The organism is Acetatifactor sp. (assembly GCF_982438285.1).
Genome location: NZ_CEWDFQ010000510.1, coordinates 1 through 1523 on the forward strand (window position 1 = coordinate 1; position 1523 = coordinate 1523).

The following is a 1523-nucleotide window of genomic DNA, read 5'->3' on the forward strand; positions in this document are numbered from 1 at the left end:
ATGTAATTTTAGTAAACTAAAAAGAAGAGAGAACCATGCGTTTTCGAACTTTTGGAATGGAGGATATTATGGCAGATACACAAGCACCTAAGGTTGGCATTGTTATGGGCAGCGATTCGGATATGCCTGTCATGGCGAAGGCTGCGGATATTTTGGAGCAGTTTGGCATTCCCTATGAAATGAGGATAATCAGCGCTCACAGGGAGCCGGATGTATTTTTTGAATACGCCAAAACTGCAGAGGAGAAGGGATTTAAGGTTATTATTGCGGGGGCGGGCATGGCTGCGCACCTGCCCGGCATGTGCGCGGCTGTTTTTCCCATGCCGGTGATTGGAATTCCCATGCACACCACATCCCTGGGAGGAAGAGATTCCCTGTACTCCATCGTGCAGATGCCCTCCGGCATTCCGGTGGCTACGGTGGCCATAAACGGAGGAGCCAACGCGGCGCTTTTGGCGGTCAAAATTCTGGCTGTTTCGGATGAGACCCTTTTAAAGAAGCTGAAGGATTACAGCGAGGGCCTGAAAGAGCAGGTACAGGCCAAGGATGAAAAGCTGCAGGAGACAGGCTGCAAGGCATATCTGGAAGGAATGAAACGGTAAGGGCCGGTCTGAGAATACATAGATGAGGAGAAAAGAGATGGATTATAAGAGTGCGGGAGTTGATATTGAAGCCGGTTATCAGTCGGTTGAGCTGATGAAAGAGTATGTGCGGCAGACCATGCGCCCGGAGGTGCTGGGGAGCCTTGGCGGCTTTTCCGGGGCGTTTTCCATAAGCGCCTTAAAAAATATGGAGGAGCCTGTTCTTTTGTCCGGCACGGATGGGTGCGGCACAAAGGTGAAGCTGGCCTTTTTGCTGGATAAGCATGATACCATCGGAATCGACTGCGTGGCCATGTGCGTGAACGATGTTGCCTGCGCGGGAGGAGAACCCCTCTTTTTTCTGGATTACATAGCATGCGGCAAAAATTATCCTGAGAAGATTGCAGCCATTGTAAAGGGAGTGGCAGAAGGCTGCAGGCTCTCAGGTGCGGCGCTGATCGGCGGAGAGACGGCGGAGCATCCGGGGCTTATGCCGGAGGATGAATACGATCTGGCCGGTTTTGCGGTAGGCCTGGCAGACAAAAAGGATATGATTACCGGAGAGAGGATCAGGGAAGGAGATGTTTTGATCGGCATTGCCTCCTCCGGTGTGCACTCCAACGGATTCTCCCTGGTGCGTAAGGTGTTTGATATGACGAGAGAGAGCCTTGACACTTATTATGAGGAATTGGGTGAAACCCTGGGGGAAGCGCTGCTTGCTCCCACCAGGATTTATGTAAAGGCGTTAAAGAGCGTAAAGGAGGCCGGCGTCACCATAAAGGGGTGCAGCCATATCACAGGGGGCGGCTTCTATGAGAATATTCCCAGAATGCTTCCGGAAGGAATCCGTGCCTTTGTGGAAAAGGACAGCTATGAGGTGCCTGCAATTTTCAAGCTTCTGCAGAGAAAAGGAAATATTGCGGAGGAAATGATGTACAACAC

The 1523-nt window shown here is 51.3% G+C and carries 2 protein-coding genes; both read left to right on the plus strand.

The features are described 5' to 3' along the window. The first annotated feature begins 68 nt into the window (after positions 1–68). Positions 69–602, plus strand: a complete 534-nt coding sequence (gene purE / locus AC1WIP_RS15770) for a 5-(carboxyamino)imidazole ribonucleotide mutase (protein ID WP_481142719.1) — start codon at positions 69–71, stop codon at positions 600–602. A gap of 37 nt (positions 603–639) precedes the next feature. Continuing rightward, on the plus strand, positions 640–1523 hold an 884-nt coding region (gene purM / locus AC1WIP_RS15775; RefSeq protein ID WP_481142720.1), incomplete at its 3' end, for a phosphoribosylformylglycinamidine cyclo-ligase.

Excerpts from the sequence above, each read along its gene's own strand:
- purE (WP_481142719.1), top strand. The coding sequence starts at position 69 with ATGGCAGATACACAAGCACCTAAGGTTGGCATTGTTATGGGCAGCGAT.